This window comes from Promicromonospora citrea (assembly GCF_013004695.1).
GTDB classification, from domain to species: Bacteria; Actinomycetota; Actinomycetes; order Actinomycetales; family Cellulomonadaceae; genus Promicromonospora; species Promicromonospora citrea.
Window position 1 is genome coordinate 63,003 of sequence record NZ_JABEMG010000003.1, and the last position, 25,957, is coordinate 88,959.

The window sequence follows — 25,957 nt, forward strand, 5'->3', positions numbered from 1 at the left end:
GTTCGCCCGGGTCGGACCCGCCGGCAGGCGGTGCCCGCCAGGTAACGACGAGGTTGTCACGGCGTCCAGGCGCCGGAGGGGAGACCGCAGTGAGCCATTCCGCACCCACCACCCGTCCGTCTGACCAGAGTGCCGACGCCGCCGCCGGCGCGGCCGGTGACGAACGCAGGACCTTCGTCATCGACACGTCAGTGCTGTTGAGTGACCCGAGGGCCATGCTGCGGTTCGCGGAGCACGACGTCGTCCTCCCCATCGTGGTGATCACGGAGCTGGAGGCCAAGCGCCACCACGCCGAGCTCGGGTACTTCGCCCGCAGCGCCCTGCGGATGCTGGACGAGCTGCGGGTGCGGCACGGCCGGCTCGACTCCCCTGTCCCCGTCGGCGACGCCGGCGGCACGCTGCGCGTGGAGCTCAACCACGTGGACCCGACCGTGCTGCCCGCCGGGTTCCGCCTGGGTGACAACGACACGCGGATCCTCGCCGTGGCCGCCAACCTCGCGGCCGAGGGCAACAGCGTCACGGTGGTCTCCAAGGACCTGCCGATGCGCGTCAAGGCGTCGGCGGTGGGGCTGCAGGCCGAGGAGTACCGGGCCGAGCTCGCCGTCGACTCGGGCTGGACGGGCATGCGCGAGATCGACCTCTCCGACGAGCAGATGAGCTCGCTGTGGGAGAACGAGTCGATCGAGATCACGGCGCTCGACCCTGCGACGGTCGAGGCGGCGGAACCGCTCCTCGTGCACACCGGCATGGTCGTGCACTCGCCCGGCGGGTCGGCGCTCGGCCGGGTGACGGCGGACAAGCGCGTGCGGCTGGTGCGCGGTGACCAGGAGGTGTTCGGCGTGCACGGGCGCTCGGCCGAGCAGCGCGTCGCCATCGACCTGCTGCTCGACGAGGAGATCGGCATCGTCTCGCTCGGCGGGCGCGCGGGCACCGGCAAGTCGGCGCTCGCGCTGTGCGCGGGTCTCGAGGCCGTGCTCGAGCGGCAGCAGCACCGCAAGGTGGTCGTCTTCCGCCCCCTGTACGCCGTGGGCGGCCAGGACCTCGGCTACCTGCCCGGCAACGAGTCCGAGAAGATGAACCCCTGGTCGCAGGCCGTCTACGACACGCTCGGCGCCCTGGTCTCGCCGGCCGTGGTCGAGGAGGTCATCGCGCGCGACATGCTCGAGGTGCTGCCGCTCACGCACATCCGCGGGCGGTCGCTGCACGACTCGTTCGTCATCGTCGACGAGGCGCAGTCGCTCGAGCGCAACGTGCTGCTCACGGTGCTGTCCCGCGTGGGGCAGAGCTCGCGGGTGGTGCTCACGCACGACGTCGCGCAGCGGGACAACCTGCGGGTCGGGCGGCACGACGGCGTCGCGGCCGTCATCGAGGCGCTCAAGGGGCACCCGCTGTTCGCGCACGTGACCCTGACCCGCTCGGAGCGCTCGCCGGTGGCGGCGCTGGTCACGGACATGCTGGAGCGGCTGGACGTGTGAGGCGCCGCGCTGCCCGGCGCTGCCCGCAGCGCCCCCGCTGAGATCTGGTGTTCGCGCTGAGATCTGGCAGTGCACAGCCAGATCTCAGCGCGAACACCAGATCGCAGTGGTCTCGGTGGCAGCCACAGGCCGGTGCGGCGACGAGGCGCCGGGGGCTCGTGAGCTCCCGGCGCCTCGTGGTACCGCCGCACGCGGGAGGTGTGTCGTCGGACGGAACCCCCCAGCCCCGCAGTCCTGCGGCTCCCTCGCTCCGCGTGCGGCACGAGAGTAGCAGACTTAGGTAAGGCTAACCATAGGGAGTCCGCCGCGTCTCAATTCGGCGTCTATCGTTCTTGTCGGATATAGCGCCGCATATAGCATCGGGGCATGCTCATTGCCGAAGACTTCCTCCTGCTCGCCGTCGACGACGAGACGGGCAAGCTCGCCACCGTCGACAACCTGGGTGTCCGCCTCGCCGGCGCCCTCCTGGCCGACCTCGCCTCCGCGAACAAGACGCTGACGCGGGGCGGCCCGCAGGCCGGCGCGTCGCGCGAGGAGCGCGAGAAGGCCGGGGACGCGATGATCCTGGTCACCGACAACACGCCGACCGGCCACATCGCCCTCGACGCCGCGCTGCAGACGATCCTCGCCACGCCCGACGCCCCGGCCCGCAAGATCATCGAGGCCATCTCGAAGGACGCCGAGGAGAACCTCCTCGCGGCGCTGGTCGAGCGCGGCATCCTGGAGAAGGAGGAGCAGAAGCTCTTCCGCATGCTGCCGATCACGCGCTGGCCCGCCGCCGACTCGAGCCACGAGACGGCCCTGCGCGAGACGCTGACCAAGGTGCTGGTCGAGGGCGCGGAGCCCGACGAGCGCACCGCGACGCTCATCTCGCTGCTGTACGGCTCGGGCCTCATCGGCGGCGTCGTCGGCAAGGAGCACCGCAAGGCCGCGCGCGAGCGCGCCGAGGAGATCGCGGGCAGCGAGTGGGGCGTCGCCACCCTCGCGACCCAGATCGCCGTCGCCGCCACGGTCGCGACCGTCGCGACGGTCGGTGCCGCCGTCGCCACCGCCCTGATCCTCCAGGCGGGCAAGGAGGGCGAGGCGGCCTCCGCCGAGGCCGCGCCCACCGAGACCCCCGCGGTCTGAGCCCACGACGGAGCGCCTGCCCGCTCGCCCCGGTACGCCGGGGGAGCGGGCGGGCGCTTCGTCGTGCGCGGCGCGGCGGGTCAGGCCTGCGGCGGGCGCGTCATCGACAGCACGTCGAGGGCCGTGTCGAGCTGCTCCTCGGTGACCTTGCCGCGCTCGACGAAGCCGAGGTCGATCACGGCCTGGCGCACCGTGATGCCCTCCTTGACCGCGTGCTTGGCGACCTTCGCGGCCGACTCGTAGCCGATCACGCGGTTGAGCGGCGTGACGATCGACGGCGAGGACTCGGCCAGCGCGCGGGCGCGGTCCACGTTCGCGGTGATGCCGCTGACGGTCTTGTCCGCGAGCACGCGTGCCGAGTTCGACAGCAGGCGGATCGACTCCAGCACACCCTGCGCGATGACCGGGATCTGCACGTTGAGCTCGAACGTGCCGGACGCGCCGGCCCACGCCACCGTGGCGTCGTTGCCGATCACCCGCGCGCACACCATGAGCACGGCCTCGGGGATCACGGGGTTGACCTTGCCCGGCATGATCGACGAGCCCGGCTGCAGGTCGGGCAGCGCGATCTCGGCGAGGCCGGTGTTCGGCCCGGAGCCCATCCAGCGCAGGTCGTTGCAGATCTTCGTCACGGAGACGGCGATGGTGCGCAGCGCGCCGGACAGCTCGACAAGGCCGTCGCGGGCCGACTGCGCCTCGAAGTGGTCCCGGGCCTCCGTCAGCGGCAGGCCGGTGTCCTGCGCGAGCAGCGCGATGACGCGCTGCGGGAACCCGGCGGGCGTGTTGATGCCCGTACCGACGGCGGTGCCACCCAGCGGCACCTCGGCGACACGCGGCAGGGCGGCCTGGAGGCGCTCGACGCCGTAGCGGACGGCGGCCGCGTAGCCACCGAACTCCTGGCCCAGCGTGACCGGGGTGGCGTCCATGAGGTGCGTGCGGCCGGACTTGACGACCGTCGCGTACTCGTCGGCCTTGGCCTGCAGGGCCTCGGCGAGGTGCGTCAGGGCGGGCACCAGGTCGCCCACGACGCCCGACGTCGCGGCGACGTGCACCGACGTCGGGAACACGTCGTTGGACGACTGCGACGCGTTGACGTGGTCGTTCGGGTGCACGTCCTTGCCGAGCGACCGGGTGGCCAGCGTGGCGAGCACCTCGTTGGTGTTCATGTTCGACGACGTGCCCGAGCCGGTCTGGTAGACGTCGATCGGGAAGTGCGCGTCGTGCGCGCCGGAGGCGACCTCGTCCGCGGCGGCGACGATGGCGTCCGCGATGTCCTGGTCGAGCACACCGAGCTCCGCGTTCGCCGTCGCGGCGGCCTTCTTGACGCGCGCGAGGGCCTCGATGTGGGCGCGCTCGATCGGGGTGCCGGAGATGGGGAAGTTCTCGACGGCACGCTGCGTCTGGGCGCGGTAGAGGGCGTCCGCGGGCACGCGGACCTCGCCCATGGTGTCGTGCTCGATGCGGTAGGCGGTGGTGTCGCCGGACTCGGCGGAGCCCGACGAGACGACGGTGTCAGCAGTCATGGGTCTATCGTGCCGCAGCCGGGCACCGGCGACGCACCGTGGGGCGTGAGTCGTGTCACCCCACGGTGCCCGCCGTGCCGCGCGACCCTCACCGCACGGACAGGGGCGCCTCCGTGCCCGGTACCTCGCCGATGTCACCGATCACGTTCACCAGGCGGGCGTTGCCGACCGCGAGGTCGTACTCCAGACCGACCACGGCGCACCGGCCCTCCTCGACGGCCTGCTTCAGGCCGGCCGAGTAGCCGTGCAGCATCCCCACCGTGTGCTTGACGTGCTCGCGGCGCAGGAGGTCCTGGTCTGAGAGCAGCCCCATGGCCGCCGCCGGGTCGCCCGACGTGATGCTCGCTATCGACGGGATGACCCGGTCGACGACGGCGCGCACGAACCCCTCGGGCTGCTCGCCCGTCGACAGGGTGTGCGCGGCGGCGGCGACCGCCCCGCACGAGTCGTGCCCGAGCACGACGACGAGCGACGCGCCCAGGATGTCCACGCCGTACTCGATCGAGCCGATCACGGTGGTGTCCACGACGTGCCCGGCCGTGCGGACCACGAACATGTCGCCCAGGCCCTGGTCGAAGATGATCTCGGCGGCCACGCGGGAGTCCGAGCAGCCGAAGATCACCGTGTGCGGGTGCTGCGCCGCCTGCAGCTCGCGGCGGCGGTCGGCGCCCTGCGACGGGTGCGCGGGGGCGTCGGCGACGAACCGGTCGTTGCCCGAGCGCAGCAGCGCCCAGGCGTCCCGTGGGCTGAGCCGCTCCGGCATCGGGACAGGGTTCATGCGCTGATCTCCTCGCGTCGCGGCGGGTTGGCGCCCGCCCGGGACACGGTGACGGCAGCCACCGCGACACAACCTTCCAGCAGCGTACGCACGGTGGCGGCATCGACGCTGCGCAGCGCGTCGCGCCGGGCGGCACCCAGCAGGTCGTGCTCCCACAGACCGTCGATCAGCGCGCCCATGAACGAGTCGCCGGCGCCCACGGTGTCGACCACCTCGACGCGCGGGGCCTGCACCTCGACCTCGCCGCCGGCCGAGACCGCCACGGCACCCTTGCCGCCCAGCGTCACGACGACGAGCGCCGGCGTGCCCGCCTGCCACCGCCGCGCGACCTCCACCGGGTCGGTGCCCGGGTAGAGCCACTCCAGGTCCTCGTCGCTCACCTTGACGACGTCGGACAGCGCCACCAGCTCCTCGACCCGGGGGCGCACCTCCGCGGCGTCGCCCATGATCGCCGGGCGGGCGTTGGGGTCGTACGTCGTGGTCGCGCTGGACCGTGCCGACTCCAGGAGCCCGCGCACCTGACCCGCGCCCGGCTCGAGCATGGCGGCGATGGACCCGGTGTGGACCGCGAGGGTGGGACCGTCGTCGCCCGATCCGCCGTCCTCGGGGCGCGCCGCGTCGGGGACCTGCCACGTGAGGTCGAAGTCGTAGGTGGCCGACCCGTTCTCGTCCAGGGTCGCCGCCGCCACGCTCGTGCGCTCGGCGCCGTCGCTGCCGTCGACCAGCCGCACGTCCGACTCGGCGAGCCAGCCGCGCACCAGGTCGCCCCGCTCGTCCCGGCCCAGCCACGTCGCCAGCCGCACCCGGCGGCCCAGCCGGCCCAGCGTGAGCGCCACGTTCGCGATGCTGCCGCCCGGGTGGTCCGCGGTGGAGCCGTCCGGCCGCCGCACCTGGTCCACGAGGGCCTCGCCCACGGCGAGCACGTGCCCGGTCATCGCGCCTCCTCCGGCGAATCGGTCGAGACGGCCGACGCCTGCTGCGCTGCCGCCAGGCGCTCGCGCGCGCCGTCCAGCCACTCCTGGCAGCGCGCCGCCAGGGCCTCGCCACGCTCCCAGAGCGCGAGCGACGCCTCGAGCGGCTCGCCGCCGGCCTCCAGGCGGCCGACCACCTGCACGAGCTCGTCGCGCGCCTGCTCGTAGCTCAGCGTCGCGACGTCGGGGGCGTCCTTCGTCGGATCGGTACCAGTCACAGCGTCTGTACTCACAGGGACAGTCAACAGCACGACGCCGACATCCGTGCACGGCCGTCCACAGGTTCGACACCGGTGCGCGACCGAACCGGGAATCAGCTTGGCCAGCACGGCCCCGCCGTCGGACGATGTGCCCCATGGGCCACCTCGAAGCAGCGCACCTCGAATACCACCTGCCGGACGGGCGGACCCTCCTGGGGGACGTCTCGTTCCGCGTGGCCGAGGGCAGCGCCACCGCGCTCGTCGGCCCGAACGGTGCCGGCAAGACCACGCTGCTGCGGCTCGTCACGGGCGAGCTCACGCCGCACGGCGGGTCGGTGAACGTCAGCGGCGGTCTCGGCGTCATGCGGCAGTTCGTCGGGTCGGTGCGCGACGAGTCGACCGTCCGCGACCTGCTCGTCTCCGTGTCCCACCCGCAGCTGCGCGATGCCGCGCGCGCGGTCGACGAGGCCGAGCACGCCATCCTCACGGTCGACGACGAGGCAGCCCAGATGGCGTACGCGCAGGCGCTCGCCGACTGGGCGGAGGTGCGCGGGTACGAGGCCGAGACGCTGTGGGACGTGTGCACCATGGCAGCCCTCGGCGTGCCGTACGAGCGCGCGCAGCACCGCGAGGTGCGCACGCTGTCCGGCGGCGAGCAGAAGCGGCTGGTGCTGGAGGCGCTGCTGCGGGGCACCGACGAGGTGCTGCTGCTCGACGAGCCCGACAACTACCTCGACGTGCCGGGCAAGCGCTGGCTCGAGGAACAGCTGCGCGCGACGCGCAAGACCGTCCTGTTCGTCTCGCACGACCGCGAGCTCCTGGCCCGCGCCGCCGACCGCATCGTCTCGCTCGAGCCCGGGCCCGCCGGTGCGGACGCGTGGGTGCACGGCGGTGGGTTCGCGACGTTCCACGAGGCACGCCGCGAGCGGTTCGCGCGGTTCGAGGAGCTGCGCCGGCGCTGGGACGAGAAGCACGCCCAGCTCAAGAAGCTCGTGCTCACGCTGCGCCAGCAGGCCGCGAACAGTCCCGACATGGCCTCGCGCTACCGGGCGGCGCAGACCCGCCTGCGGAAGTTCGAGGAGGTCGGACCGCCGCCCGAGCCGCCGCGCGAGCAGGACATCACGATGCGCCTGCGCGGCGGCCGCACCGGGCTGCGTGCCGTCACGTGCGAGGGGCTCGAGCTGACCGGGCTCATGAAGCCGTTCGACCTCGAGGTCTTCTACGGCGAGCGGGTCGCGGTGCTCGGCTCCAACGGCTCCGGCAAGTCGCACTTCCTGCGGCTCCTCGCGGGCGGCGACGTCGCCCACACCGGGGCCTGGAAGCTCGGCGCGCGGGTGGTGCCCGGCCACTTCGCGCAGACGCACGCGCACCCCGAGCTGTTCGGCCGCACGCTGCTGGACATCCTGTGGGAGGACCACGCGCAGGACATCGGCAAGGCGATGGCACGGCTGCGGCGCTACGAGCTGAGCGCGGCCGCCGAGCGGCCCTTCGACCGCCTCTCGGGCGGGCAGCAGGCCCGGTTCCAGATCCTGCTGCTCGAGCTCGCCGGCTGCACGGCGCTGCTGCTCGACGAGCCGACCGACAACCTCGACCTCGAGTCGGCCGAGGCGCTCCAGGAGGGGCTCGAGGCGTTCGACGGCACGGTCCTCGCCGTGACCCACGACCGCTGGTTCGCGCGCTCCTTCGACCGGTTCCTCGTCTTCGGGTCCGACGGCGTGGTCCGCGAGACGCCCGAGCCCGTGTGGGACGAGCGGCGGGTCGAACGCGAGCGGTAGCCGTCAGGCCGGTGCGACACCCTGCTCGGCGAGCAGCCGCAGCAGGGTGTCGTGGCCGTGCGCGAGCCGCCAGTCCACCGCGACCATCCCGACCGACCGCGCGCTCTCGACGTTGGGCGAGTGGTCGTCGACGAACAGGATCGCGCCCGGCTCCGCGCCGATCTTCGCCGCGGCCGTCCGGAAGAACTCGGCATCCGGCTTCGCCACCCCCAGGTCGCACGAGTAGAGCGTGACGTCGAACAGCTCGTCGTACGGGAGGGCCGAGCGCATGTACGCCGCGCGCTCCCGCGCCTGGTTCGTGCCCAGGTGCACCCCGTACCCGGCGGCACGCAGCCCGCGCACCAGGTCCAGCGAGGCCTCCGAGGCGTCGAGGTTCTGCCACACGGCCGCGAACAGCTCGGCGGGCGCCACGCCGACGCCGTAGTCGCGCAGCACGTCACCGAGGACGGCGAGGAAGTCGCCGTCGCCCGTGAGCAGCGGCCGCTCGCGCTCGGACGCGACCGTGAGGATCTCGCGGGTGCGCTCGCCCAGGAGCGGCTCGGCCGAGGTGAAGAAGCCGCCGCGGACCTGCTGGAGCACGCCGTCGGCGTCGAAGAGGACGTGTCGGATGGTCACGCGGGCACCGTAGCCGGTGCGTCAGCGGCGGGTCACGCCGGCGGGTCCTGCAGCGCCTGCCGGTACCCGGCCAGCTTCTCCGGGTTGAGCTGCCACGCCAGCTCGTGCACGCCGTCGTCGGAGGCCGTGACGGAGAGCACGCCGACCAGCTCGCCGTCGCGCACCATGCCGACCGCCTCGGTGCCGTTGGCGACGACCGGTCGCGTGGTGACGCCCGCCCAGAACTCGTCCGCGAACGCCGAGAGCAGCCGCGCGACCTTCGTGCGGCCCCGGACGGCGACCCGGGCGACGTGCTTGGCCCGCCCGTCGCTGTCGGAGCGGGAGACGACGTCGTCCGCGAACAGCCGCTCCAGCGCCGCGACGTCGCCGGCCCGCGCCGCGGCGAGGAACGCCTCCAGGAGGGCCCGGCGGTCGGCGGTGCGCACGGTGTTGCGCCGGCCGGACGCGAGGTCCTTCCGGGCGCGGCTGACGAGCTGCCGGGCCGCGGCCGGCGTGGTGCCGACGATCCGGGCGATCTCCGCGTAGCCGTAGTCGAACGCCTCGCGCAGCACGTAGGCGGCCCGCTCGGTGGGCGTCAGCCGCTCCAGCAGCACCAGCACCGCGACGTCGAGGGCCTCGGCCCGCTCGGCGCCGAGCGTCGGGTCCGCGCTCGTGTCGACCGGCTCCGGCAGCCACGGCCCGACATACGCCTCCCGGCGGGACCGCGCGCTCTGCAGCACGTTGATCGCGAGCCGGGTCGCCGTCGTGGTGAGGAACGCCTGCGGGTTGCGGACCACCGTGCGGTCGGTCGTCTGCCAGCGCACCCACGTCTCCTGCACGACGTCCTCCGCCTCGGCCGCCGAGCCGAGCATGCGGTACGCGATGCCGAACAGCCGCCTGCGGGCGGTGCCGAACTCCTCCGCGGCGTCGTCGAGCGTGGCCACGTCACCAGTCATCGTGCTTCTCCTCAGGACCGGCGCGGCGTGGCGAAATCGCTGGGACGCGGCCGGGCGACAGGTGACCATGGTGTCATGACGGCACCCGACCCGATCTTCGTCGACCCCCGCCTGGCCCGGCTCTACGACGCCTTCGACGACGACCGCAGCGACCTCGACCTGTACACCGGCCTCGCCGAGCGGTTCGGCGCGCGCAGCGCGGTCGACGTCGGCTGCGGCACCGGTGTGCTGGCCCTGCAGCTCGCCGGCCGCGGGCTCGACGTGACGGGCGTCGACCCGGCCCCCGCCTCGCTCGAGGTGGCCCGCGGCAAGCCCGGCGCCGAGGCGGTGACCTGGGTCGAGGGCGGCGCCGACGTCGTGGGCGGGCTCGGGCTCGCGGTCGACCTCGCGACGATGACGGGCAACGTCGCCCAGGTCTTCCTCGGTGACGACGACTGGGCGGATGCGCTCACGGCGGTCCACGGGGCGCTCCGCCCGGGCGGCCGCCTCGTCGTCGAGACGCGCGTCCCGGCCCGGCAGGCCTGGCTCGGCTGGACGCGCGAGAACCAGACGCTGCGCCGCGAGATCCCCGGCATCGGCGAGGTGGAGACCTGGAACGACCTGCTCGAGGTCGACCTGCCGTACGTCACCTTTCAGGGCACCTACCGGTTCCCGCCCGGCCTCATGCCCGACGGCGCCGTGGTCACCTCGACCTCGACCCTGCGGTTCCGCGAGCGGGACGAGGTCGAGGCGTCGCTCGCGGCCGCAGGGTTCGAGGTCGAGGACGTGCTCGACGCGCCCGACCGGCCGGGTCTGGAGTGGGTGTTCGTGGCCCGGCGGGTCTGAGGGCCCGGACCGCCGCCGGCGCGGCCGTCAGGTGAGCGGGCCGAAGAAGTCGCGGAGGTCCGCCGCGAGGAGCTCCGGCTCCTCCATGGCCGGGAAGTGGCCGCCCTCGGTGTGCTCGGTCCAGTGGCCGATGGCGCCCGACGGGTCGAGCACCTTGCGTGCGAGCGGGTGCGTGTCGAACAGCACCCAGCCCACCGGCACGCCCGACGGCGCGACCCAGTCCAGCCCGGAGTGCTCGGCCTCCCAGTAGAACTGGGCGCTCGAGGCGCCGCTGCGCGTGAACCAGTAGAGGCTGACGTTCGTCAGGAGCTGGTCGCGGTCCACGGCCTCGTCGGGCGTCGCGTGCGCCGGGTTGGTCCAGGTCTGGAACTTCTCGACGATCCAGGCGAGCTGGGCGACGGGGGAGTCGACGAGCGCGGCGCCGATCGTCTCGGGCCGGTGGTTCTGCACGTCGAAGTAGCCGCGGTCCGCCTGCTGCTCTGCGCGGACCTCGGCGAGCTGGGCCAGCTCCTCCTCCGTCAGCCCCTCGGGGGCGGGGAACTTCTCGCCGACGAGGGCGAGCATCCCGCCGTCGCCTCCGGTGTGGCTCCCGACGAGCCGGTCCGGGTACAGCGCCGCGAGCCGGCCGGCGACGCCCGCGCCGATGTCGGTGCCGTGCGCGGCGAACCGCTCGTAGCCCAGCCGCGTCATGATCTCGGCGTACGCGGCGGTGGTCCGGCCGACCTCCCAGCCCGTGCCCGACAGCGGCGTCGAGAAGCCGAACCCGGGCAGCGACGGGATGACGAGGTGGAAGGCGTCGGTGAGCAGCGGGATCAGCCGCTGGTACTCGACGAACGACCCGGGCCAGCCGTGGCAGAGCAGCAGCGGCGTGGCGTCCGGGTCGGCCGAGCGGACGTGCACCACGTGGAACGTCTGACCGTCCACAACCGTGGTGACCTGCTCGTACGCGTTCAGGCGGGCCTCCTGCTCGCGCCAGTCGAACCCGTCGCGCCAGTACGCGGCGAGCTCGTCGAGGTAGGGCTGCGGGATGCCGCGGCTGAAGTCCGTGCGGTCGTCCCGGCCCGGCACCGGGTGCGGACGACGAGTGCGCGCGAGGCGGTCGCGCAGGTCGTCGAGGTCGGCCTGCGGGACGTCGATGCGGAACGGGACGAGGGCGCTGTTCGCTGTCATGACACCCACTGTCCTCCGGGTAGAGGTCAGGTCCTGTCCGCTACCCCTGGCGGATCGTGGTGACCGTCGCGTCGAGCCCACCCTCCGCCAGGCGGACGCGGACGTCGTCACCTGCGGCCACGTCGGCCGGTGCGCGCACCACCTGGCCGTCCGCGCGCTGCACCACGGCGTAGCCCCGCTCGAGCGTCGACGCGGGCGACAGCGCCCTGACCTGGGCCTCGAGCCGGCCGATCTCGCCGCCCGCGTGCAGCAGCAGCGCGGTGAGCGCGTGCCTGCTGTGCCGCAGCGCCTGACCGATGTCGCGCTCGCGGGCCTCGAGCATCGTGTGCGGCGCGGCGAGCACCGGCCGGGACCGGACGCCGTCGAGGCCACGCTGCTCGCGGTCCAGCAGGGCCGTCACCGCCCCGCGCATCCGGGCGCGGGCCTGGGACAGGCGGAGGCGCTCCTCCGAGACGTCGGGCACGATCCGCTTGGCCGCGTCGGTCGGGGTCGACGCGCGGTAGTCGGCGACGAGGTCGAGCAGCGGCGCGTCGGTCTCGTGGCCGATCGCGCTGACCAGCGGCGTGCGGGCCTGGGCGACGGCGCGCACGAGCGACTCGTTGCTGAACGGCAGCAGGTCCTCGACCGAGCCGCCGCCGCGGGCCACCACGATGACGTCGACCGACGGGTCGCGGTCCAGCTCGGCGATCGCCGCGGACACCTCGCGCACCGCGTTCACACCTTGCACGGCGACCTCACGGATCTCGAACCGCACCTGCGGCCAGCGGGCCCGGGCGTTGACCACGACGTCGTGCTCCGCCTTGGACTCGCGCCCGCAGACCAGGCCGACGACCGCGGGGAGAAAGGGCAGCGGGCGCTTGCGCGACACGTCGAACACGCCCTCGGCCGCCAGCACCTTCTTCAGCGCCTCGATGCGCGCGAGGAGCTCGCCGACGCCGACCGCCCGGATCTCGTTCGCCTGCATCTGCAGCGTGCCGCGCTTGGTCCAGAACACCGGCTTGGCGTGCACGACGACGTGGTCGCCCTCGGACGGCTCCTGGGGCAGCATCGCGAGCACGCGCGAGAAGATCGTGACGGGCAGGGACGCGTCGGCGTCGGTGTCCCGGAGCGTGAGCCACTGCATGCCGGAACCCGGCCGGTGGTTGAACTGGACCACCTGCCCCTCGACCCACACCGGCGGCATCCGGTCGATGTAGCCCCGGATCTTCTCGGAGAGCACGCGCACGGGCCAGGGACTGGTGGGCGTGGTGTCGAGCGCCTTGGCGGGCAGCTCGGTGGGAGAGGGCCGAAGGGTTGGTTCCGTCACGTGTCCAACCCTGCCACCCACCACCGACACAAGGCCTCCGCACACCGCCCCTAGACTTGCGGGTGTGAGCGTCACGAGCCCTGAGCGACCTGCTGAGACCACAACCAAGCGCGTCCTGCTGGCCGCCCCCCGCGGCTACTGCGCCGGCGTGGACCGTGCGGTGGTTGCCGTCGAGAAGGCCCTGGAGACCTACGGCACCCCCGTGTACGTCCGCAAGGAGATCGTCCACAACAAGCACGTGGTGGAGACGCTGCGCGAGCGCGGAGCGATCTTCGTCAACGAGACCGACGAGGTGCCGGAGGGCGCGCGGCTGGTGTTCTCCGCGCACGGTGTCTCGCCCGCTGTGCGCGCCTCGGCGCAGGCGCGCAGCCTCGAGACCATCGACGCGACCTGCCCCCTGGTCACCAAGGTGCACAAGGAGGCCGTGCGGTTCGCGAACGACGACTACGACATCCTCCTCATCGGCCACGACGGCCACGAGGAGGTCGAGGGCACGGCGGGCGAGGCGCCCGAGCACGTGCAGGTCGTCAACTCGCCCGACGAGGTGGACAAGGTCGTGGTCCGCGACCCGGCCAAGGTCGTGTGGATCTCGCAGACCACGCTGTCCGTCGACGAGACGATGGAGACCGTGCGCCGCCTGCGCGAGCGCTTCCCGTCGCTGCAGGACCCGCCGAGCGACGACATCTGCTACGCCACCCAGAACCGTCAGGTGGCCGTGAAGAAGCTCGCGCCCGAGTGCGACGTCGTGATCGTGGTCGGCTCCGCGAACTCGTCCAACTCGGTGCGCCTCGTCGAGGTGGCTCTGCAGGCGGGTGCCCGCTCGGCGTACCGCGTGGACCGCAAGGCCGAGATCAAGGACGAGTGGCTCGAGGGCGCGACCACGGTCGGCGTCACCTCCGGCGCGTCCGTCCCGGAGATCCTGGTGCAGGACGTCGTCGCCCACCTCGCCGGCCACGGTTTCGGCGCCGTCGAGGAGGTGCGCACCGCGACCGAGGACCTCATGTTCTCGCTGCCCCGCGAGCTGCGCGCCGGCCTCAAGGCGGCGGGCAACGAGCCCAAGCGCCCGCGCCGCGAGGCCCGCAAGGAGCTCCCGCTGGCCTGACGGCCAGGTCCGGCTGGTCCGGTCCGGTCCGGCCGCCTGGTCAGCCCGTCTGGTCAGCCCGCCTGGTCGACGGCGGGGGAGGCCGCGCCCTCGGACGCCGCCTTCTCCGCCGCCTCCAGCGCCCGCTTGTCGGTCACCGCGAGCGCGGTCACCTCCAGCTCCTGGACGAGGATGCCCTCGGCCTCCTGCGCCCGGTCGATCGCGACGACGCCGCCCTCGTCCGCCGCGAGCAGCTCGGGCTTCGTGATGGGGCGCGGCACCTCCTCGATGCCCTTGAGCTCGTCGACGGCGTCCCGCTCGTCGACGACGTCCAGCTCCACCATGCGCCGGGCCGATGTGAGCACGTTGCGCTCGAGCGACCCGATCATCTGGTTGTAGCTCTTCGTCGCCGTCTCCAGCGCGCGGCCGGTGCGCGTGACGTGGCCGGTCATCGTGACCAGGCGCGCGTAGAGCTCCTTGCCCACGCTGAGCACCTTCTGCGCGTTCTCGGCCAGCGCCTCCTGCCGCCAGGCGTACGCGACGGTACGCAGCAGGGCGAGCATCGTGGTGGGCGTCGCGATGATGACGTTGCGCTGGGCCGCGTACTCCAGCAGCTCGGGCGCGCGCTCGAGCGCCGCGGACAGGAACGCCTCGGCCGGCACGAACATGACGACGAACTCGGGCGCCGGCTCGAACTGGTTCCAGTACTTCTTGCCGGCCAGGTCGTCCACGTGCTTGCGCATGTGGCGCACGTGCGCGTCGAGCCGCTGCTCGCGGTAGGCGGGGTCGTCCGACTGCTGCGCCTCGAGGAACCCGAGGAACGCCACCTTCGAGTCGACCACGACGCGCTTGCCGCCCGCGAGGTGCACCACCATGTCGGGGCGGAGGACACCCTCCTCGGTGCTCACCTGCTCCTGCTCGGTGAAGTCGACGCGGTGGAGCATCCCGGCCGACTCGACGACCTTGCGGAGCTGCAGCTCGCCCCACGCGCCGCGCGTCTGCGACGAGCGCAGTGCGGTGACCAGGTCGGCCGTGCCGTTGCGCAGCTCGGCCGACACCTCCGCGACGTTGCGCATCTGCTCGACCAGGGCGCCCTGGCCCTCGATGCGGGCCTTCTCGGCCTGGAGGACCTCGGCGCGCACGAGCTCGACGGCCTTGGTCAGCGGGTCCACGAGCGACTTCACGGCCGCCTCGCGCTGGGCGAGGGCCTGCTCGCCCGCCGACGCCGACCGCTTGAGCCGCTCCTCCGCCAGCTCGAGGAACCGCTTGCTGTTGGCGTCCAGCGCGTCCCCGGCCAGCGCCTGGAACTGCCGCCGCGCGTTCTCCTGCTCGGTACGGGCCGCCGCGATCTGCTCCGCCGCGCGCTCCCGCGCCTCGGCGACCTGCTCGGCGGCGCGCTCCTGAGCGGCCTCGATCTGCTGCGCGGCCGACTCGGCCCGGGCGCGCAGGCGCGCCGTCTCGAGGTCGTTCTCGCGCAGGGCGGGTGCCATGCGCTGCGCGTGACCGAGCCAGCCCAGCAGCGCGCCCACGACGAGGGCGCCGAAGACCAGCAGAATCGTTGCGGCGATGTCCATGGGCGACAGGCTGCCATGCGCCACTGACACACCGGCGCGACGACACCCCGCACGGTCCGATTCGTGCGGTTCGCGGTGGGCGGCTCGTGGTCTGGCGGCGTCTCCCTCCCCAGGTGGACCCCCGTTCTCACCCGGACTCATCCCCGCGTCGGATCCGTCGTGTCGGCGGCCCCGGCTAGGTTGGGTGCCATGACGACCCCAGCCCACCCGACCCCCGGTGGTGACGCGGGCCCCGGCGCCCGGCCGTCGCCCCCGCACGACCCGCAGGCGGCGCTCAGCGTGCGCGGCCTCTGGAAGCGGTTCGGCCAGAAGATCGCCGTCTCCGGAGTCGACCTCGACGTGCCGACCGGCTCGTTCTACGGCCTTGTGGGCCCGAACGGCGCGGGCAAGACGACGATGCTCTCGATGGCGACGGGGCTGCTGCGCCCGGACTTCGGCTCGGCGCACGTGCGCGGGGTCGACCTGTGGGCGCGCCCGGACGAGGCCAAGGCGATGCTCGGCATCCTGCCCGACGGCGTGCGGCTGTTCGACCGGCTGACGGGCCGCCAGCTCCTCACCTACGCGGGGATGCTGCGCGGCATGGACAAGGCGACGGTCGTCGAGCGCACGGCGGACCTGCTCCAGGCCTTTGACCTCACCGCGGACGCCGACACCTTCGTCGTCGACTACTCGGCGGGTATGACCAAGAAGATCGCCCTGGGCTGCGCGATGATCCACGCGCCGCGCACGCTGGTCCTCGACGAGCCGTTCGAGGCCGTCGACCCGGTCAGCGCCGCCAACATCCGCGACATCCTCAAGGGCTACGTGGCAGGCGGCGGCACCGTCATCGTGTCCAGCCACGTCATGGACCTCGTGCAGCGCATGTGCGACCACGTCGCCGTCATGGCGGGCGGGCACGTGCTCGCCGCGGGCACCGTGGACGAGGTGCGCGGGGAGCAGAGCCTGGAGGACCGCTTCGTCGACCTGGTCGGCGGGCGCCAGCACTCGGAGGGGCTCTCGTGGTTGCGCGGTTCCTGAGCCTCAAGCTGACCCTCATGGTCAACACGTTCCGCAAGAGCGTGTGGCAGACCATCGGGCTGATCCTGGCCGTGCTCTACGCCCTGGGCACCGTCGGCCTGCTCGTCAGCGGCGTGCTGGCCCTGGCGTTCCTGCAGGACCCGGCGTGGGCCGGGCTCGCGGTCACGCTCGGGGGCACGCTCCTCGTGGTCGGCTGGTGGCTGATCCCGATCTTCGCCTTCGGCGTCGACGCCACGCTCGACCCGCACCGGTTCACCACGTTCGCCATCCCGCGGCGCACGCTGATCACCGGGCTGGCGGTCGCCGGGCTGATCTCGGTGCCCGGCCTGGCCACCGTGCTCCTCGCCCTCGGGACCAGCTTCGCGTGGGTGCTCCAGCCGGGCGTGCTGCTGGTCGCCCTGGTCGGTGCCGTGCTCGGCGTCGCGACCTGCGTCGTCGGCTCCCGCGCGATCACCACGGTGCTCGCGCCGGTGCTGGAGTCCCGGCGGTACCGCGAGGTGGTCATGATCGTGGCGCTCGTCCTCGTGGTGGGGATCGGCCCGATGATCAGCTGGCTGACCACGGGGATCGACCCCGGCGCGACCAGCGGCGTGCTGCAGACGCTCGCCGAGCGGGCCGCGGGCGTCCTGGGCTGGACGCCGTTCGGCGCCGCCTGGTCGCTCGGGAGCACCGCGTACGCCGGCGACTGGCTCGGCCTGCTCGGCCGGCTGGTCGTCGCCCTGGCGACGCTCGCGGTCGCGTGGCTGGTGTGGGACAGGGCGCTCGCGCGCGCCCTCGTCCAGCCGCCCGTCGGCAACGCCGGGGGTGGCCGCGCCAAGGGGCTCGGCGCCTTCGGGCTGGTCCGGTTCTCGCCGACGTGGGGTGTCGCCGCGCGCACGGCGACCTACTGGTTGCGCGACCCGCGCTACTCCGGCTCGATCGCGATCGTGCCGCTGCTGCCGGTCATCATCTACTTCTCCTCGCAGAGCACCGGCAGCTTCTTCATGCTGCTCGCCACGGGCCCGTTCGTCGCGTGGATCCTCGGCTTCAGCATCTCGAACGACATCGGCTACGACTACACCGCGTTCGCCCTGCACGTGGCGTCGGGCGTGCGCGGCTCGTCCGACCGCTGGGGTCGGGCGCTGCCCATGCTGCTGGTGGGGCCGCTGGTCGCCGCCGCGATCGTGGTGGGGACGGTCTGGGTGGCCGACTCGTGGCACCTGCTGCTCCCGCTGCTGGGCATGGCGCTCGGGCTCCTGCTGGTCAGCACGGCGGTGTCGAGCGCGGTGTCCGCGCGTCTGGTCTACCCCGTGGCCAAGCCCGGGGAGAGCCCGCTCAAGTCCCCGCAGGGCGCGGCCGTCGCGACGATCGTGGCGCAGGGCGTCGGCTTCGTCATCACCCTGGGCCTGTCGCTCCCGGTGCTGGGGGTCGGCATCGCCGCGGTGGTCCTCGGGGGTCCGCTGTGGGGTATCGGCACGCTCGTGGCGGGCGTCCTGTACGGCGCACTGATGCTGTACCTCGGCATCCGTGTCGGCGCGCGGACGTACGACCGGCGGCTGCCCGAGCTGCTCCAGCAGGTGCAGTCGTTCCCGTGACGGGCTCGTGGCCCGGCAGTGTCAGTGACTCGGCGTACCGTCCATGACATGGATCACATCGACGGCGGTGCCGACAGGATCGTCGGAGCGGACCTCTCGGGTGCCGACCTCCGCCAGGTCGACCTGAGCGGTGCGTCGTTCCGCGAGGCGCGCCTCAACGGGGTGCGCATGCGGGGCGTCGAGCTCGCGGGCGCCGACATCGACGGATACATCGCCGGCCTGCGCATCAACGGCGTCGAGGTGCAGCCGCTCGTGGAGGCGGAGCTGAACCGGCGGCACCCGGAGCGCGCGCTGCTCCAGGACCGCACGGTGGCGGGGCTGCGCGCCGCCCAGGCCGCCTACGAGCGGATGTGGGAGCGGACGTACGAGCGCGTCGCCGCGATGCCGCCCGGCACGGTGGACGTCTCGGTCGACGAGGAGTGGTCGTTCGCGCAGACCCTGCGCCACCTGGTGCTCTGCACCGACGGGTGGCTCCGGTGGGGCGCGCAGGGGCGGCGCGGAGACGTGTTCTGGCCGGCCGGGATGCCGCACAGCCAGTTCGCGGCGGACGCGCCCGGGATGATCGGCACCGACCCGGACGCGACGCCGTCGTACGCGGAGGTGCTGGAGGTGCGGCGCGAGCGCGTACGGGAGGTGCGTGACTTCCTCGCCGGGCTGACGCCCGAGGAGGCGGGAAGTGCCGCCGAGCCGCCGCCGTGGATGGACCAGTCGGAGCCGTTCACGGTGGGGCAGTGCGTCTGGGTGGTGCTCGACGAGGAGTGGGAGCACCACCAGTTCGCGACGCGGGACCTGGACCTCATCGAGGCGGGCGCAGCGGCGTCGGCCTGACTCCCCGTAAACTTGCCCGACGTGGCACTCACTATCGGCATCGTCGGCCTGCCCAACGTCGGCAAGTCCACCCTCTTCAACGCCCTGACCCGCAACCAGGTGCTCGCGGCGAACTACCCGTTCGCGACGATCGAGCCCAACGTCGGGGTGGTCTCGCTGCCCGACGAGCGGCTGGACAAGCTGGCCGAGATCTTCGGCAGCCAGCGGATCCTGCCTGCCACGGTGTCGTTCGTCGACATCGCGGGCATCGTCAAGGGCGCGTCCGAGGGTGAGGGCCTGGGCAACAAGTTCCTCGCGAACATCCGCGAGGCCGACGCCATCTGCCAGGTGACCCGTGCCTTCGACGACCCTGACGTCGTGCGCGTCGACGGCTCGCTCGACGCGCCGGGTGACATCGAGACGATCTCGACCGAGCTCATCCTGGCCGACCTCCAGACCCTCGAGAAGGCGCTCCCGAGGATGGAGAAGGAGGTCAAGATCAAGCGCGGCGACCCGGTGCTCTACGCGGCCGCGAAGAAGGCGCAGGACATCCTCAACGAGGGCGTCACCCTCTACCAGGGCGCCGCCGACGCCGGCCTGGACCTCGCCGAGATCGCCAGCCTCCAGCTCATGACGGCCAAGCCGTTCATCTACGTCTTCAACACCGACGACGCCGGCCTGGCCGACACGGCCTCGCAGGAGGCGCTGCGCAAGGTCGTCGCCCCGGCGCAGGCGATCTTCCTCGACGCCAAGTTCGAGTCCGAGCTCGTGGAGCTCGAGCCCGAGGAGGCCGCGGAGATGCTGGCCGAGACCGGCCAGGAGGAGTCCGGCCTGGACCAGCTCGCCAAGGTCGGCTTCGAGACCCTCGGCCTGCAGACCTACCTCACCGCCGGGCCCAAGGAGGCCCGCGCCTGGACGATCCGCAAGGGCTGGACCGCGCCGCAGGCCGCCGGCGTGATCCACACCGACTTCGAGCGCGGCTTCATCAAGGCCGAGGTCATCTCGTACGACGACCTGGTCGAGGCGGGGTCGGTCGCGGCGGCCAAGGCCGCGGGCAAGGCGCGCATCGAGGGCAAGGACTACGTCATGCAGGACGGGGACGTGGTGGAGTTCCGGTTCAACGTCTGAGCATCACCCCGGTTTCAGCCTGGTCGCCTGACCAGGCCGGACGCCGGTTGACCTGCGGTAACGCTTCTGAGCCCTCGGGACAGTGGTGGACAGAAGTGGCCTCCAGGGGCCGCCCATTCCCCCATGGTTCCCCCACGGGATCCGAGGTGTTTCCGCAGGTGAGTGCTCGCGTCTGAGGGTGTGCCGGGTGTGCCGTTCCCCCACAGGGAGCGGGTGGGACACCTGACGGGTGGAGAGGACCACCCATGGCAGCCACACTGGGCAAGCGAGTCTTTGGAGAGCTGGAGAAGCGCAGGAGCGCCACGACCGGCAAGGTGACCGGCTGGCGAGCGCGCTACACCGGCCCGGACCTGGAGCGGCACCCCAAGACGTTCGGCGACAAGATGGCCGCCGAATCGTGGCTCAACGCCGAGCGCATCCTGATCGACCGAGGCGAGTGGAAGCCCCCGAAGGTGCGCGAGCTGGAGGCGCGCCTGGCTGAGCAGCGGTCCGTGACGCTCCGCGAGTGGGCGTACCGGTCGATCGAGGGCAAGACCCTGCGACCGGGCACCCTGTACCGCTACAAGACGGCGCTGGAGAAGCGGATCCTGCCCGTGCTGGGTGACATCCCGTTGAAGGACCTCACCCGCCTGGACGTGGCTAACTGGTACACGAAGCTGCGCGTCGTGCTGGCCGAGGAAGCCCGCGGCAGGAAGTGGCACGGCAAGGAGAAGTCCGATGGGCGCGGCGCCGCCTTCTCCGCCTACCAGGTCCTCTCGTCGATCCTGAACGACGCCGTGGACCACGAGCTGCTGAATGTCTCGCCGGCGAAGGTCAAGGGCGCGCTGCGGTACAAGGCCGTGCACGAACCGATCGTTGTCACGACCGACCAGATGTGGCGGATGACGGAGCTGATGCCGGACTACCTCCGGGCCATCGTGCCGCTGGCCGTGACCACGGGTCTGCGCAACGGGGAGCTGCGTGCGCTCAAGCGCAGACACCTGGACCTTGACGATCCGTCGCGTGCAACGGTCACCGTGCGGGGCACGGCGGCCGATCATCGGGAGCGAGGCAAGTTCAAGGAGATCGGTGAGCCGAAGACGGATGCGTCCTACCGAGAGATCGCGATCCCGTCCTTCGTGGTCCCCATCCTGCGGGAGCACCTGGAGAAGTTCTCCGAACCCGGATCGGACGGGATCGTCTTCCGGGCGGCGCGTGGGGGAGTGATGCACCGCCAGATCATCCAGCGCAAGTGGTCCGTCGTCCGAAAGGCCGTCGGGCTGGACGAGCTGCACTTCCACGACCTGCGGCACACCGCGCTGACGTGGGCCGCCCGGTCCGGCGCGACACTGGCAGAGCTGATGTCGATTGCTGGGCACAGCAACCCGACCGCCGTCCTGCACTATCAGCACCTCGGGGACGAGGAACGGCGGCACACGATCGCCGAGAAGCTCGGGGCCGCGTTCAAGGACGATCTGGCCGAACGTCGGGCGCTGCGGACCCCGCAAGCCGACACCAAGACCGGGACACAGGCTTCGGGCTGAGTGTCACGCACTGGGTGTCTCGCCCCGGGTTTGATGGAGACATCGAAGACCCGGAAGGATTGGGAGCATGGTTGCACCACGGAAGTACCCCGACGAGTTGCGTGAGCGGGCCACGAGGATGGCCCTGGAGGCGCGGCAGGACCCTGCGGCGCGTGTCGGGGCGGTGAAGCGGATCGCGGACCAGCTCGGTGTGCATCCCGAGGCGTTGCGGACCTGGGTGGCGCGTGCGGAGCGGGACGAGGGCCTGCGTCCGGGGCCGACGACGGCCGAGGCGTCCCGGGTCGCGGAGCTGGAGCGGGAGAACCGTGAGCTACGCAGGGCGAACCAGATCTTGAAGTCCGCAGCGAGTTTCTTCGCGTCAGTACCAGACTGATCCTGGTCCGGCGGAGTTGGCTCGTTTCTTCGCTGCCCCAGTGGCCTTTCCCCGATGTGCCGCTCCACCGGGCTGCACTGCTGTTCGGGGCCGTGGCCTGATAGGAGCCTGCTTGCTCGTCCTGCCCAACTGAGGCGTGCCCGGCCTCCCCCAGCAGTGCCGGCCTGTGGTTGAAGAGATCAGGAGGTCTGGGATGACGGTCGTCGGCATCGACGCCCACAAGAACTGGCACACTCTCGTCGCGGTCGACGAGGTCGGCAAGAGGATCGACGTACTCACGGTCGAGGCCCGTGCTGCCGGGCACCGGAAGATCATGAGCTGGCTCGAGCAGTTCGAGCACGTGCGTGTCGCGGTCGAGGACTGCCGGCACCTGACCCGTCGTCTGGAGGCGGATCTGCTTGATGCAGGGCACCAGGTCGTCCGGGTCCATACCCGGCTGATGGCGGGTATGCGTCGCTCGGGGCGTGAGCCGGGCAAGTCCGACCCGATCGATGCCGAGGCTGTCGCGCGCGTCGCGCTGCGCGAGGACGGCCTGCCCACGGCCGAGTTGCCTGGGCCCGCGCGTGAGATCAAGCTGCTGTCCGACCACCGGCGCAGCCTGGTCGCGTGACGCACCGCGATGCAGTCCAAGGTCCGCTGGTTCCTGCACGAGATCGACCCTGACCTGCGTATCCCGTCCCGGGCACTGCGCCGCTACAAGCTGCTGGACGAGCTGCTTGCCCAGCTCGAGGTCCACGCGGGCGCGGTGGCCGAGATCGCGCGCGACCTGCTGGAGGACATCCGGTCGCTGACCAGGCGGATCAACGAGATCGAGGGCCGCCTGACCAAGCTCGTCCGTGCCGATCACCCGCGCCTGCTCCAGGTGCCCGGGCTTGGGGTCCTGGGCGCAGCCGCCATCATCGGTGAGACCGCTGGTGCTCGGCGGTTCAAGTCCAAAGACGCGTTCGCCCGCTTCAACGGCACCGCTCCGATCCCGGTCTGGTCGGGGAACAAGGTCCGAGTCCGCCTTTCACGCGGTGGCAATCGCCGCATCAACACCGCCCTACACATGGCCGCGGTCACTCAGCTCAGGCTCGGCGCCGAGGGCGTCGCCTACTACGACAAGCTCATCTCCACTGGCAAGACCCGCACCGAGGCACTGCGCCTGCTGCGCCGGCGCATCTCCGACCGCGTCTTCGCCGCCATGCGCGCCGACGAACCAGCAGCCGACCCCGACGCCACGCCCGCCTCATCGACGTTCCCGACCGACGTCACCGGCCTCCACGTAGCCGCCTGACGGCTTCAGTTGACATAGGAGCACCGCGGAGCTGGACCGTCCATCACGATGAAGGTCGCGTTCGTCGACCAGGAGAAGGTCACCCACGGCGTCCAGCCGGTCCTGCAGGCCCTCCAGGGGACGCCTGCGCAGATCGCGCCGTCGACCTACTACGCCCACAAGAGGCGGCCCGAGTCCGCCAGGGCCGCCCGGGATCGGGTGCTGACCGAGAAGATCGAGCAGGTGCACGAGAAGAACTACGGCGTCTACGGGGTGCGGAAGGTCTGGCACGAGCTGAACCGGCAGCTGGCCGGGCAGTCGGGCGGGCAGAGTGAGCGGGTGGCGCGGTGCACGGTCGAGCGACTGATGCGCGCCAACGGGCTGCGCGGTCTGCTGCGCGACAAGGCCCCGCGCACGACCCGCCCAGCGGCGGAGACCGGCAGGCCCGGTGACCTGGTCGAACGCGACTTCACCGCGAGCCGGCCGAACGAGCTGTGGGTCGCGGACCTGACCTATGTCCGTACCTCGCAGGGATGGGTGTATGCCGCGTTCGTGCTGGACGTGTACTCCCGGATGATCGTCGGGTGGCAGGTCGCTACGTCGTTGTATACGGATCTGGCGCTCGACGCGCTGCAGATGGCGATCTGGCGTCGGCAGCACGAGGGCGCCGATCTGGCCGGGCTGACGCACCACTCCGACCGTGGAGTGCAGTATCGAGCGATTCGCTACACCCAGCGGCTCGCCGAGGCCGGCGCCGTGGCCTCGGTCGGGTCCAAGGGCGACTCGTATGACAACGCGATGGCCGAGGCGTTCAACTCGCTGTTCAAAGCCGAGCTCGTGCGCAACAAGGGGCCCTGGCGTGGTCTGGACGACCTCGAGATCGCGACGGTGGAGTACGTCGACTGGTACAACAACCGGCGCCTGCACGGCGAGCTCGGACACGTCCCACCGGCCGAGTACGAAGCATCACACGCCGCGGCCGACCCGGTCATGGCAAGCCTGGAAACCAACTAACCCACTCTCCATCAAACCCAGGGCTTGACACCACGTTGGCGAAGTAGGCGAACGCAAGCCCTCAGCGGCTGCTCCCGGTCAGCAGCGAAGCGTCACCTACCTGGTTGCCGCCAGCCAACAGCTCGGCATTCACCACGATGCGCGCACTGCTAGGCAACGACAGGAGGCGAGCGGAGCCCCAGTTCGCCACCCTCACCGGCACCGTCAGCGCGCTAGTCGGACCGGGTCAGAGCACCTGTGACCGCGAGCGCGGGCTTCTGAGCTGCTCCCAGTTCACCAACCTGGCTGATTTTCGTCGCACATGTCAGTTATGCGTGAGTATGCTCGCTCGCGCCGGTCACACGAGGTGCCGGCCGCGACGTGAGCAGCGAACGGAACCCACATTGCTGAAGTTCATGATCCTTAAGGCAGTGCTGCCCCTAGCAATCGCAGGGACCAGCATGACTCCGATGAATACTGCGACCGGTGATGAGCCGGTCACCACATTGGGCATTACTAGTTCCGACGTCACGCTTGAGCTCCCGGCGGAGGAAGAGGCCCTCTGGAACGGGCTCAGCACTGAGCAGCAGGCACGTTCGCTTGAGATTCTGAATGACGAAGACTTCCTGACGCCAGATTTCGACCTTGCTGCAAATCCCGAGGTCAAGGTCTCATTCGAGGAAGGCGGCGACCCAGTCGCCGCGCCCGGTGACCTAGGGGCCCTCGCCACGCGCACCAAGTACGTCTCTCAAGACTGGACGATCTTTGGCATCGCCTACACGCGCATCTACACCAGGATGACGTTCACGACCAGTGGAGCGTCGGTGACATCGATCCAAAACTGCTGGAACACGCACGTGAACTACGTTCCGTTCCGGGCGATCGACAGTTCAAGTTACTCAGGTCGTACCGGCGCGAACGCTCCGTCTGGGTGGTGCAAGACGGACTGGGCGCTCACGACGCCACTACAGGCCACAAAGTTCGGTACGCAGGGCCTACTCTGTAACGGATACGGGACGATCGTTACGAGGTGGAACGTCTGATGTTCGCGATAACGCCTGCGGAGTGGGCTCTGCTTGTCGTGTGGGTCACAGGAATCGTGGCCGCTGCATACGCCACTTGGGGTGATGTTCCCCTTGTGCGCCGACTCCTGCTCTTGGCTGTGGCCATCTTCGTGCCAGTCCTTGGCTCGATTGCGGCCTTCGTGTTTGCACTTCTCCGGTTTAAGCAAAACCGGTCGACTGGGCTGGAGAACGAAGCGAGATGACTCGCGTGCGAGAAACCCGATCGCACCCATACCTGTAATTGTCGAACTGCGGATAGAAACCTGCCGCCGGTGCTGCCATCGTCCTACGCGGGGCAGCACCGGCGGCTCGGCCCGCAGGGACCGTCACGTGAAGCGGGACATTGGGATTTCCATATGCCGAAATGCCGCGCCAGGCCGGACAGGTGTAACGCGCACAGGGCTGCCGGTCGTCGGGTGTCGCCTGACGAACGTAAACCCGCGCGGGCCTTGCAATCAGTCATTTCGGCGCACGAACTCGTTCGCAGCTCGAGCCGACATAACCGCTAGCCTCGATCATTCACTTGGTGGGTAGCCTGGCCTGAGCGGTTCGTCTGATTTGGTGGTTGGCGCGTCTTGGGCATGGTTGCCGTGCGCGTGTCGCTGCGTGCGCCGGTTCCGGCCGGGGGTTGTGCGGTGGCCTCCGTTCCGGTTCGTGGGAACAGTCGTCGGGCTGGTCAGGTCACGGCGGGTAGAGCCGCGAGGCGGTGCCAGGCGGTGGTGATCGCGTCGGTGTGGGGGCAGGGCCCCGGCAAAGTCATGACTGTAGGAGTGCGTGGATGGGCCGGTCGATGTCTCTGGCGTGATGACGTAGGGCTTGGGCGATGTTGTCCCAGCCGGCGTGGCGCAGGATCGCGATAGCGGTGTT

At 71.4% G+C, this 25,957-nt stretch carries 24 protein-coding genes; 15 read left to right on the forward strand and 9 right to left on the reverse strand.

Annotated features, from left to right (window positions below; translation table 11 throughout):
• The first annotated feature begins 215 nt into the window (after nucleotides 1–215).
• Nucleotides 216–1,475 carry an RNA 5'-3' helicase PhoH2 gene (gene phoH2, locus HLB15_RS01395; protein WP_229784982.1) on the forward strand — a complete coding sequence of 420 codons (1,260 nt, stop codon included), beginning with the start codon at nucleotides 216–218 and terminating at the stop codon, nucleotides 1,473–1,475.
• A 366-nt stretch (nucleotides 1,476–1,841) separates the two neighbouring features.
• On the forward strand, nucleotides 1,842–2,603 hold the full coding sequence (locus tag HLB15_RS01400) for a GOLPH3/VPS74 family protein (protein ID WP_171102931.1): 762 nt from the start codon (nucleotides 1,842–1,844) through the stop codon (nucleotides 2,601–2,603).
• Nucleotides 2,604–2,683: 80 nt separating this feature from the next.
• On the opposite strand, the gene HLB15_RS01405 is transcribed toward HLB15_RS01400, so the two are convergent.
• The 4 genes from HLB15_RS01405 to HLB15_RS01420 form a co-directional block, all read right to left on the reverse strand.
• Nucleotides 2,684–4,126 (reverse strand): class II fumarate hydratase, encoded by a 1,443-nt coding sequence (locus HLB15_RS01405; RefSeq protein ID WP_171102933.1) that lies wholly within the window; start codon nucleotides 4,124–4,126, stop codon nucleotides 2,684–2,686.
• A gap of 88 nt (nucleotides 4,127–4,214) precedes the next feature.
• A complete protein-coding gene (locus HLB15_RS01410; RefSeq protein ID WP_283243282.1) occupies nucleotides 4,215–4,904 on the reverse strand; it encodes a carbonic anhydrase in 690 nt (229 codons plus the stop codon).
• The gene (locus tag HLB15_RS01415; protein ID WP_171102935.1) at nucleotides 4,901–5,839 is read right to left on the reverse strand and encodes a carbohydrate kinase family protein; all 939 of its coding nucleotides are present in this window, start codon (nucleotides 5,837–5,839) and stop codon (nucleotides 4,901–4,903) included. The genes HLB15_RS01410 and HLB15_RS01415 overlap by 4 nt, the downstream gene beginning before the upstream one ends.
• Complete coding sequence (locus HLB15_RS01420; RefSeq protein WP_171102938.1) at nucleotides 5,836–6,093, reverse strand: exodeoxyribonuclease VII small subunit; 258 nt, start codon at nucleotides 6,091–6,093, stop codon at nucleotides 5,836–5,838. Before HLB15_RS01420 ends, HLB15_RS01415 begins: the two co-directional genes overlap by 4 nt.
• A 137-nt stretch (nucleotides 6,094–6,230) precedes the next feature.
• Between HLB15_RS01420 and HLB15_RS01425 the strand changes: the two genes are divergently transcribed.
• Nucleotides 6,231–7,850, forward strand: coding sequence for an ABC-F family ATP-binding cassette domain-containing protein (locus HLB15_RS01425; RefSeq protein ID WP_171102940.1), 1,620 nt, complete (start codon nucleotides 6,231–6,233; stop codon nucleotides 7,848–7,850).
• 3 nt (nucleotides 7,851–7,853) lie between these two features.
• Here HLB15_RS01425 and HLB15_RS24680 read toward each other — a convergent pair whose 3' ends face one another.
• A complete protein-coding gene (locus tag HLB15_RS24680) occupies nucleotides 7,854–8,465 on the reverse strand; it encodes an HAD family hydrolase (protein ID WP_171102941.1) in 612 nt (203 codons plus the stop codon).
• A 32-nt stretch (nucleotides 8,466–8,497) separates the two neighbouring features.
• Entirely contained in the window at nucleotides 8,498–9,400 is a 903-nt protein-coding gene (locus HLB15_RS01435) for an RNA polymerase sigma-70 factor (protein ID WP_171102943.1), read from the reverse strand.
• Nucleotides 9,401–9,475: 75 nt separating this feature from the next.
• Between HLB15_RS01435 and HLB15_RS01440 the strand changes: the two genes are divergently transcribed.
• On the forward strand, nucleotides 9,476–10,225 hold the full coding sequence (locus HLB15_RS01440) for a class I SAM-dependent methyltransferase (protein ID WP_171102945.1): 750 nt from the start codon (nucleotides 9,476–9,478) through the stop codon (nucleotides 10,223–10,225).
• Nucleotides 10,226–10,252: 27 nt separating this feature from the next.
• Here the strand turns inward: HLB15_RS01440 and HLB15_RS01445 are convergent, their stop codons facing one another.
• Together HLB15_RS01445 and xseA are read right to left on the reverse strand one after the other, a co-directional pair.
• Entirely contained in the window at nucleotides 10,253–11,395 is a 1,143-nt protein-coding gene (locus HLB15_RS01445) for an epoxide hydrolase family protein (RefSeq protein ID WP_171102947.1), read from the reverse strand.
• Between the two features lie 40 nt (nucleotides 11,396–11,435).
• A complete protein-coding gene (xseA, locus tag HLB15_RS01450) occupies nucleotides 11,436–12,701 on the reverse strand; it encodes an exodeoxyribonuclease VII large subunit (protein ID WP_171102949.1) in 1,266 nt (421 codons plus the stop codon).
• 64 nt (nucleotides 12,702–12,765) lie between these two features.
• Here xseA and HLB15_RS01455 point away from each other — a divergent pair, with 64 nt between their 5' ends.
• Nucleotides 12,766–13,803, forward strand: coding sequence for a 4-hydroxy-3-methylbut-2-enyl diphosphate reductase (locus tag HLB15_RS01455; protein WP_171102951.1), 1,038 nt, complete (start codon nucleotides 12,766–12,768; stop codon nucleotides 13,801–13,803).
• Between the two features lie 53 nt (nucleotides 13,804–13,856).
• Here HLB15_RS01455 and rmuC read toward each other — a convergent pair whose 3' ends face one another.
• On the reverse strand, nucleotides 13,857–15,356 hold the full coding sequence (gene rmuC, locus HLB15_RS01460) for a DNA recombination protein RmuC (RefSeq protein ID WP_171102953.1): 1,500 nt from the start codon (nucleotides 15,354–15,356) through the stop codon (nucleotides 13,857–13,859).
• Between the two features lie 189 nt (nucleotides 15,357–15,545).
• On the opposite strand from rmuC, the gene HLB15_RS01465 reads away from it, so the two are divergent.
• The 10 genes from HLB15_RS01465 (at nucleotide 15,546) to HLB15_RS01505 (ending at nucleotide 25,069) form a co-directional block, all read left to right on the forward strand.
• Complete coding sequence (locus HLB15_RS01465; protein WP_171102955.1) at nucleotides 15,546–16,373, forward strand: ABC transporter ATP-binding protein; 828 nt, start codon at nucleotides 15,546–15,548, stop codon at nucleotides 16,371–16,373.
• Entirely contained in the window at nucleotides 16,355–17,947 is a 1,593-nt protein-coding gene (locus HLB15_RS01470) for a hypothetical protein (protein WP_171102957.1), read from the forward strand. The genes HLB15_RS01465 and HLB15_RS01470 overlap by 19 nt, the downstream gene beginning before the upstream one ends.
• 48 nt (nucleotides 17,948–17,995) lie before the next feature.
• Nucleotides 17,996–18,775 (forward strand): DinB family protein, encoded by a 780-nt coding sequence (locus tag HLB15_RS01475; RefSeq protein ID WP_171102958.1) that lies wholly within the window; start codon nucleotides 17,996–17,998, stop codon nucleotides 18,773–18,775.
• A 21-nt stretch (nucleotides 18,776–18,796) separates the two neighbouring features.
• Complete coding sequence (gene ychF, locus HLB15_RS01480) at nucleotides 18,797–19,882, forward strand: redox-regulated ATPase YchF (RefSeq protein WP_171102961.1); 1,086 nt, start codon at nucleotides 18,797–18,799, stop codon at nucleotides 19,880–19,882.
• A 245-nt stretch (nucleotides 19,883–20,127) separates the two neighbouring features.
• The gene (locus tag HLB15_RS01485) at nucleotides 20,128–21,405 is read left to right on the forward strand and encodes a site-specific integrase (RefSeq protein ID WP_171102963.1); all 1,278 of its coding nucleotides are present in this window, start codon (nucleotides 20,128–20,130) and stop codon (nucleotides 21,403–21,405) included.
• Between the two features lie 67 nt (nucleotides 21,406–21,472).
• Entirely contained in the window at nucleotides 21,473–21,778 is a 306-nt protein-coding gene (locus tag HLB15_RS01490) for a transposase (RefSeq protein WP_171102965.1), read from the forward strand.
• Nucleotides 21,779–21,971: 193 nt separating this feature from the next.
• Complete coding sequence (locus HLB15_RS23905) at nucleotides 21,972–22,388, forward strand: IS110 family transposase (RefSeq protein ID WP_229784973.1); 417 nt, start codon at nucleotides 21,972–21,974, stop codon at nucleotides 22,386–22,388.
• A 9-nt stretch (nucleotides 22,389–22,397) separates the two neighbouring features.
• Entirely contained in the window at nucleotides 22,398–23,054 is a 657-nt protein-coding gene (locus tag HLB15_RS23910) for a transposase (RefSeq protein WP_229784975.1), read from the forward strand.
• Nucleotides 23,055–23,102: 48 nt separating this feature from the next.
• The gene (locus tag HLB15_RS01500) at nucleotides 23,103–24,047 is read left to right on the forward strand and encodes an IS3 family transposase (protein WP_171102967.1); all 945 of its coding nucleotides are present in this window, start codon (nucleotides 23,103–23,105) and stop codon (nucleotides 24,045–24,047) included.
• Nucleotides 24,048–24,496: 449 nt separating this feature from the next.
• Nucleotides 24,497–25,069 carry a hypothetical protein gene (locus HLB15_RS01505; protein ID WP_171102969.1) on the forward strand — a complete coding sequence of 191 codons (573 nt, stop codon included), beginning with the start codon at nucleotides 24,497–24,499 and terminating at the stop codon, nucleotides 25,067–25,069.
• Nucleotides 25,070–25,957: the final 888 nt, after the last annotated feature.

Excerpts from the sequence above, each read along its gene's own strand:
- phoH2 (WP_229784982.1), top strand. The coding sequence starts at position 216 with ATGCTGCGGTTCGCGGAGCACGACGTCGTCCTCCCCATCGTGGTGATC.
- HLB15_RS01400 (WP_171102931.1), top strand. The coding sequence starts at position 1,842 with ATGCTCATTGCCGAAGACTTCCTCCTGCTCGCCGTCGACGACGAGACG.
- HLB15_RS01405 (WP_171102933.1), bottom strand. The coding sequence starts at position 4,126 with ATGACTGCTGACACCGTCGTCTCGTCGGGCTCCGCCGAGTCCGGCGAC.
- HLB15_RS01410 (WP_283243282.1), bottom strand. The coding sequence starts at position 4,904 with ATGAACCCTGTCCCGATGCCGGAGCGGCTCAGCCCACGGGACGCCTGG.
- HLB15_RS01415 (WP_171102935.1), bottom strand. The coding sequence starts at position 5,839 with ATGACCGGGCACGTGCTCGCCGTGGGCGAGGCCCTCGTGGACCAGGTG.
- HLB15_RS01425 (WP_171102940.1), top strand. The coding sequence starts at position 6,231 with ATGGGCCACCTCGAAGCAGCGCACCTCGAATACCACCTGCCGGACGGG.
- HLB15_RS01435 (WP_171102943.1), bottom strand. The coding sequence starts at position 9,400 with ATGACTGGTGACGTGGCCACGCTCGACGACGCCGCGGAGGAGTTCGGC.
- HLB15_RS01440 (WP_171102945.1), top strand. The coding sequence starts at position 9,476 with ATGACGGCACCCGACCCGATCTTCGTCGACCCCCGCCTGGCCCGGCTC.
- HLB15_RS01445 (WP_171102947.1), bottom strand. The coding sequence starts at position 11,395 with ATGACAGCGAACAGCGCCCTCGTCCCGTTCCGCATCGACGTCCCGCAG.
- rmuC (WP_171102953.1), bottom strand. The coding sequence starts at position 15,356 with ATGGACATCGCCGCAACGATTCTGCTGGTCTTCGGCGCCCTCGTCGTG.
- HLB15_RS01465 (WP_171102955.1), top strand. The coding sequence starts at position 15,546 with ATGACGACCCCAGCCCACCCGACCCCCGGTGGTGACGCGGGCCCCGGC.
- HLB15_RS01475 (WP_171102958.1), top strand. The coding sequence starts at position 17,996 with ATGGATCACATCGACGGCGGTGCCGACAGGATCGTCGGAGCGGACCTC.
- HLB15_RS01485 (WP_171102963.1), top strand. The coding sequence starts at position 20,128 with ATGGCAGCCACACTGGGCAAGCGAGTCTTTGGAGAGCTGGAGAAGCGC.
- HLB15_RS01490 (WP_171102965.1), top strand. The coding sequence starts at position 21,473 with ATGGTTGCACCACGGAAGTACCCCGACGAGTTGCGTGAGCGGGCCACG.
- HLB15_RS23905 (WP_229784973.1), top strand. The coding sequence starts at position 21,972 with ATGACGGTCGTCGGCATCGACGCCCACAAGAACTGGCACACTCTCGTC.
- HLB15_RS23910 (WP_229784975.1), top strand. The coding sequence starts at position 22,398 with ATGCAGTCCAAGGTCCGCTGGTTCCTGCACGAGATCGACCCTGACCTG.
- HLB15_RS01500 (WP_171102967.1), top strand. The coding sequence starts at position 23,103 with ATGAAGGTCGCGTTCGTCGACCAGGAGAAGGTCACCCACGGCGTCCAG.
- HLB15_RS01505 (WP_171102969.1), top strand. The coding sequence starts at position 24,497 with ATGAATACTGCGACCGGTGATGAGCCGGTCACCACATTGGGCATTACT.